The organism is Flavobacterium sp., assembly GCF_043720215.1.
In the GTDB taxonomy this organism is placed as follows: domain Bacteria; phylum Bacteroidota; class Bacteroidia; order Flavobacteriales; family Flavobacteriaceae; genus Flavobacterium.
Map to the genome: position 1 here is coordinate 1 of NZ_JAYSSZ010000096.1, position 4,676 is coordinate 4,676.

5 protein-coding genes and 1 pseudogene are annotated in these 4,676 nt (G+C 33.3%); 5 read left to right on the forward strand and 1 reads right to left on the reverse strand.

Annotation, left to right across the window (positions count from 1 at the left end; genetic code table 11):
- Positions 1-254, reverse strand: a pseudogene (gene glyA / locus ACHZC3_RS04620) (serine hydroxymethyltransferase); the annotation flags it as partial.
- A 110-nt stretch (positions 255-364) separates the two neighbouring features.
- On the opposite strand from glyA, the gene fahA reads away from it, so the two are divergent.
- The 5 genes from fahA to ACHZC3_RS04645 all read left to right on the forward strand — a co-directional run.
- Positions 365-1,651 (forward strand): fumarylacetoacetase, encoded by a 1,287-nt coding sequence (gene fahA / locus ACHZC3_RS04625; RefSeq protein WP_394758711.1) that lies wholly within the window; start codon positions 365-367, stop codon positions 1,649-1,651.
- A gap of 213 nt (positions 1,652-1,864) precedes the next feature.
- Positions 1,865-2,683 carry a 3-methyl-2-oxobutanoate hydroxymethyltransferase gene (gene panB, locus ACHZC3_RS04630; protein WP_394758712.1) on the forward strand — a complete coding sequence of 273 codons (819 nt, stop codon included), beginning with the start codon at positions 1,865-1,867 and terminating at the stop codon, positions 2,681-2,683.
- Between the two features lie 41 nt (positions 2,684-2,724).
- Positions 2,725-3,078 (forward strand): four helix bundle protein, encoded by a 354-nt coding sequence (locus ACHZC3_RS04635; protein ID WP_394758713.1) that lies wholly within the window; start codon positions 2,725-2,727, stop codon positions 3,076-3,078.
- Positions 3,079-3,112: 34 nt separating this feature from the next.
- Positions 3,113-3,802, forward strand: coding sequence for an RluA family pseudouridine synthase (locus tag ACHZC3_RS04640; RefSeq protein WP_394758714.1), 690 nt, complete (start codon positions 3,113-3,115; stop codon positions 3,800-3,802).
- 28 nt (positions 3,803-3,830) lie between these two features.
- The coding region (locus ACHZC3_RS04645; RefSeq protein ID WP_394758716.1) for an aldehyde dehydrogenase family protein at positions 3,831-4,676 on the forward strand (846 nt) is incomplete at its 3' end.

A 4,676-nucleotide genomic window follows, 5' to 3' on the forward strand; every position in this document is an offset into this window, starting at 1 on the left:
ACGTTTGCATATTCTGCACCAAACAAATCTTTGGCTCTGTCTATAGCAATTTGTTCGATAACATCGACTACTTCGCAACCTCCGTAATATCTTTTTCCAGGATATCCTTCAGCATATTTATTTGTTAATACAGATCCTGCAGCTTCCATCACTTGGTCGCTTACAAAGTTTTCGGAGGCAATTAGCTCTAAACCGTGAATTTGTCTGTCTTGTTCTTCAATAATTAGGTCAAATATTTGTTGGTCGCGTAACATATTTTTTATTTAGTTAAATTCCCTACAAAAATACAAAAAAACGTTTGGTAAAATAATAGTTTATGATATATTTGATATACCAATTATAAACAAATAAACAACACAATTATATGCCCATTACAGCAAACGATTCGAATAGAAAATCATGGCTAAACATAGCTAATGACAGCGATTTTCCTATACAAAACATTCCTTTTGGTGTTTTTTTGACTAAAGAAAATATCGTAACGGTGGGAACTCGAATTGGGGATTACGCAATAGATTTAGGTGCATTGCAACAATTAAATTATTTTAACGGCATTGAATTAACTGATGATGTTTTCATGCAGGACACTTTAAATGATTTTATTTCTGACGGAAAAAAAACATGGAGATTGGTTCGTAATCGCATTGCCGATATTTTTGATATTAACAATTCCAAACTAAAGGACAACAAAAAACATCTTGATATAGTAATCTTTAATATAGCTGATGTAGAAATGCAACTTCCTGTATTTATAGGTGATTATACCGATTTCTTCTCAAGTAGAGAACATGCAACAAATACTGGCACTATGTTTCGTGATCCAGAAAATGCTTTGCTTCCTAACTGGTTGCACATTCCAGTAGGTTATCACGGACGTAGTTCTACGATTGTTCGTTCGGGAATTCCGGTGCACAGACCAAACGGACAAACTTTACCTAACGGAGAAACACAACCTGTTTTCGGTCCTTCTAAATTAGTAGATTTCGAATTAGAAACAGCTTTTATAACCACAGATGCTAATATTATGGGAGAAAATATTCCTGTAAATGAAGCTGAAGATCACATTTTCGGGATGGTTCTACTAAATGATTGGAGTGCTCGAGATATTCAGAAATGGGAGTATGTACCGCTTGGTCCATTTTTAGCAAAAAACTTTGCTTCATCTATTTCGCCTTGGATTGTAACTATGGATGCATTAGAACCATTTCGTTGCGAATCTCCAAAACAAGAACCTACTCCTCTACCTTATTTACAACAAAAAGGAAACCATGCTTTTGATATAAATCTTGAAGTTGCAATTGCTCCTGAAAATTCGGAAGCTACCACAATTTCTAGAACAAATCTAAAATATATGTACTGGACTATGAGCCAACAATTAGCTCATCATACAAGTAATGGTTGCCGAGTAAATTCTGGTGACATGATGGGGTCTGGCACTATTTCAGGTCCAACAAAAGACAGTTATGGCTCTATGCTAGAGCTTACTTGGGGTGGAAAAAATCCTATAAAAATGAATGATGGTTCCGAAAGAAAATTTATAAATGATGGAGATACCGTGATTATGAAAGGTTTTTGTAAAAATGAACACGTAAGAATTGGTTTTGGAGAAGTTTCCAGCAAATTATTACCTGCAAACAAAATGAAAAAATAAGCATCTAGTTTTTAATTAACATATTTATAAAGGCAATTTGAATAGATTGCCTTTATTTTTTTCACAATATTTTGGGAACTTCTAAATTACCTTTATAGTTGTCAAAAATTATTATTATAATTTTCTTTGTATTTATAACTTAACTAATCGATTTTAGTACTTTTACAAAATAAATCTGGAATCTAAAATCAACATTCTAAAATCATAAATCAGATGTCCGTAGCCAAAAAAGATTACAAACGAATTACCACCAAATCATTAATAGAAATGAAAGTTAATGGTGAAAAAATTTCGATGCTAACAGCCTATGATTACACGATGGCCAAAATTGTAGATACTGCGGGCGTTGATGTTATTTTAGTAGGTGATTCAGCCAGTAATGTAATGGCTGGACACGAAACTACTTTGCCAATTACTTTAGATCAAATGATTTATCACGCATCAAGTGTAGTACGTGCCATTGAAAGGGCTTTGGTTGTGGTCGATTTACCTTTTGGAAGTTACCAATCGGATTCAAAAGAAGCTTTACGATCTTCTATCAGGATTATGAAAGAAAGTGGTGGTCATGCTGTAAAATTAGAAGGTGGAAGAGAAATAAAAGAGTCTATCAAAAAAATATTAAACGCAGGAATTCCTGTTATGGGACATTTGGGACTTACACCGCAATCTATATATAAATTTGGGACTTACACTGTTCGTGCCAAAGAAGAAGAAGAAGCTGAAAAATTACTTGATGACGCTAAATTATTAGAAAAATTAGGGTGTTTTGCCTTAGTTTTAGAAAAAATACCAGCACATTTAGCGACTAAAGTAGCTCAAAGTATTTCTATTCCTGTTATAGGAATTGGAGCTGGTGGCGGAGTCGACGGACAAGTATTAGTTATTCACGATATGTTAGGTATGAATAATGAATTTAGTCCAAGATTCTTAAGAAGGTATCTAGATTTATATGACCAAATGACAAAAGCCATTGGGAATTATGTTGCTGACGTGAAGAGTAAAGATTTCCCGAATGCTAGTGAACAATATTAATTTCGATTATTAGATTAATGGATTGTTAGATTATTAGAAATATGCACCGATTTAAAGATTTAGAAATTTGGAAATTAAGTAGAGTATTTTGTTCTGAAATTTACATTGTAACTGATAATTTTCCAGATAGTGAAAAATTTGGGTTAACCAACCAACTTCGCAGAGCATCAGTATCTGTTCCTTCTAACATTGCGGAAGGATGCTCGAGAAGCAGTAATAAAGATTTTTCAAGATTTCTTGAAATTGCAATAGGTTCAATTTATGAAATTGAAACTCAATTATTAATAGCATTCGATTTAGGCTATATAAACCAATCTAAATTAGATGGTTTATGTTTCAATATCGACAGAATTGTCAAAATGACCTCAAAATTTCGTTCAACATTAAAAATCTAATAATCTAAAAGTCTAACAATCTAACTAATCGATTTTGAAAATTCTTTCGACAAAAAACAACCTTCAAATCCTTCATGAAGACAATCACATTATTGTGGTAAATAAGCGTGTCGGCGATATTGTGCAAGGTGACAAAACTGGCGACAAACCACTCTCGGAAGTCGTCAAAGAATACATAAAAGATAAATACAATAAATCTGGTGAAGTTTTTCTAGGTGTTGTACACCGGCTAGACAGACCAACAACAGGAATTGTAGTTTTTGCAAGAACAAGCAAAGCATTGACAAGACTAAATGAAATGTTTAGTAACAGAGAAACTCAAAAAACATATTGGGCAGTTGTAAAAAAGAAACCGGAAAAAAGTGAAGACAAATTGGTTCATTTTTTAAAAAGAAACGAAAAAAACAACACTTCAAAAGCACATATCAAAGAAGTTCCTGAAAGCAAATTGGCTTCCTTAGATTATAAAATTATAAAGGAATTAAACAACTATTTCGCTTTAGAAATTAATCTTCATACAGGTCGTCATCATCAAATTAGAGCACAACTATCTGCCATTGGTTCACCAATAAAAGGAGATTTGAAATATGGTTTTGACAGAAGTAATCCCGACGGCGGCATACATCTTCATGCTAGAAAATTAGTATTCACACATCCCGTCACTAAAGAAAGTATACAAATTATTGCCCCAGTGCCAGATGATGTGATTTGGCGAGCCATTTAATTTATTATATTAGCTAAAAATAATTTCGATGAATAATTTAATCCCTATTTCACAAAGAAAAGATGCCTTAAAAAAGCTCTTAAAAAGTATTATCATTCACGAAGAAGAAATTCTTGAAGCTTTATATAAAGATTTTAAAAAACCAAAATTTGAAGGTGTAGTTACCGAGACATCTTATATCATTTCGGAACTAAGAAACACCATCAATAAAATAGACTCTTGGAGTAAACCTAAATGGGTTTTCCCATCGCTTCTAAATTTTCCTTCATCAGATTATATATATAGTGAACCTTACGGAAATGTGCTGCTTATTTCTCCTTGGAATTATCCATTTCAATTGGCAATAAGTCCGCTTATTGCAGCAGTTGCAGCAGGTAATAAAGTAACACTTAAACCATCTGAACTCACACCTTACACATCAGCCATAATTTCAAAAATCATTAGAGAATCGTTTGAAGTAAAACATGTGGTAGCCGTAACAGGCGACCATACCATTGCTCAAGATTTACTAAAAAAACGTTGGGATTATATTTTCTTTACTGGAAGTGTTGCCGTTGGAAAAATTGTTGCAAAAGCCGCCGCCGAAAACCTAACGCCTGTAACACTCGAATTAGGCGGGAAAAATCCATGTATTGTAGATGAAACTGCTAATCTTCCACTTGCTGCAAAACGTATCATTTGGGGTAAAATTCTAAATGCTGGACAAACTTGCATTGCACCCGATTATATTTTGGTTCATCATAAAATGAAATCCAAACTTGTACAATACTTAATTGAAGAAATAAAAAAGGCGCTCGGCGAAAACCCACAAGAATCTGAAGATTTTGCTAGAATTATCAACCTCAAAAATTGGGAAAGACAATTAAGTTTAATC